Annotated in this window: 1 protein-coding gene and 1 pseudogene; one reads left to right on the top strand and one right to left on the bottom strand. The window is 36.1% G+C overall.

What is annotated here, in order from left to right:
- Positions 1 to 77: 77 nt before the first annotated feature.
- Positions 78 to 314 carry a phage integrase N-terminal SAM-like domain-containing protein gene (locus ABD814_RS06050; RefSeq protein WP_344911339.1) on the bottom strand — a complete coding sequence of 79 codons (237 nt, stop codon included), beginning with the start codon at positions 312 to 314 and terminating at the stop codon, positions 78 to 80.
- Positions 315 to 700: 386 nt separating this feature from the next.
- Between ABD814_RS06050 and ABD814_RS06045 the strand changes: the two are divergent.
- A pseudogene (locus ABD814_RS06045) lies at positions 701 to 1018 on the top strand (ISL3 family transposase); the annotation flags it as partial.
- Between the last annotated feature and the right edge of the window lie 427 nt (positions 1019 to 1445).

Genomic DNA, 1445 nt, shown 5'->3' with positions numbered 1-1445 from the left:
GATCGGGCTCCTTTTCACTTAATTAGTGAAAGATCGATTGTGTATTTTTAATTGATTTAACGCAGTTTCTTAGCGGCTTATGGTCGGGCTGTGAATAATCTAGGATTGATCGTTCCTGCGGAAAGACTACGTTCCTTTTTTAGGTGAAGAATAAATTGTTGGATATCTTCTTCATCTATGTCATCTATTGGTCGATTATGCTTTTGCATATATGCCAAAAATGTCTTCATTCTTCGTCGGTATGCTTCTCTTGTGGACTCTGGGGAATCCTTCAAATCAAAATATAATTCAATTTTTTCGTCGTAACGCTCCATAATAATAACCTCCGATGTTTGATTAGTAGATTAGTTTTCCTTAATCAAAACAAATAGATAGGTGGAGCACGGCTATTGTTAAAAATAGGGTGATGTATTTTGAGGGTTATGCGTGATATAATCGTCATTAGAAAAAGTATGCCTTTCTTCTATTAGTATTTGTTTTGGTTTGGCGATTAAAACATTACCATAAATAGAGCATACTTTTTCATTTTTTTGTATTCATTAGAGGAAGGTTTTGCCATTGCGGAGCGATTTCGTTCTTCTGCTTGCTTAAACGCCGCTTTCGATTAACGGACAAACAGTTTGAGAAGTTAGATAAGTACCACCTGCAATCTAAGGATCTAGCTTATGCCTATTATCTGAAAGAATAGTTCTATGATTTTTATGAACAGCCAAATAGAAAAGCTGCGAGTGACTTTCTAGAACAATGGATTGGTGAAGCTAGAAAGAGTCCATTTTCATCCTTTCATGACGTTTGTAAGACGTTAGATACATGGAAAGCGTATATTTTAAACTATTTCGAACAACCCTATACAAATGCTAGAACAGAAGGAACTAATCATAAGATTAAGAATAGAAAACGCATTTCCTATGGTTTCCGTAACATGGAGAACTTTCGAATACGCGTAAAATTAGAGTGCTCTAAACAGCACGAATCGATCTCTTCTTCACCTTTGCATATTGTAGATGATGCCGCGTGAGCGTCAAGCCCAAACCGCTTGACCCTCCCGCTCTATCGTCTGAATGGTAGTTAGGTGAAGAAGGCAAAATACTAGCCTACGAAAAGGCTGGAATGTGCGAGTTACACAGAAAATGGCGAAGAGCCAGAAAAACTTAATGATAAATAGTAAACACAAGAATGACCCAATGGTAGATTGAACTACGCTTTGGGTCAATTTTTTGGATAGAAAAGGAAGTGCTAGTAGCCTATGAACAATTCAAATCGAGGTTTTTAAAGATATAGTAGAATTAGTTATTGAATAATGTTAAGCCTAGATTATTCACAGCCCGACCATAAGCCACTAAGAAACTGCGTTAAATCAATTAAAAATACACAATCAATCTTTCACTAATTAAGTGAAAAGGAGCCCGATCTTTGATATTGTATAAGTGATCAAACAAATACAA

It is taken from the genome of Amphibacillus indicireducens (genome assembly GCF_039539605.1).
Lineage (GTDB): Bacteria > Bacillota > Bacilli > Bacillales > Amphibacillaceae > Amphibacillus > Amphibacillus indicireducens.
This window is presented reverse-complemented; position numbering and strand designations above follow the sequence as displayed.

What these genes read in the sequence shown, in the direction of transcription:
- ABD814_RS06050 (WP_344911339.1), bottom strand. Translation starts at nt 314, where the DNA reads ATGGAGCGTTACGACGAAAAAATTGAATTATATTTTGATTTGAAGGAT.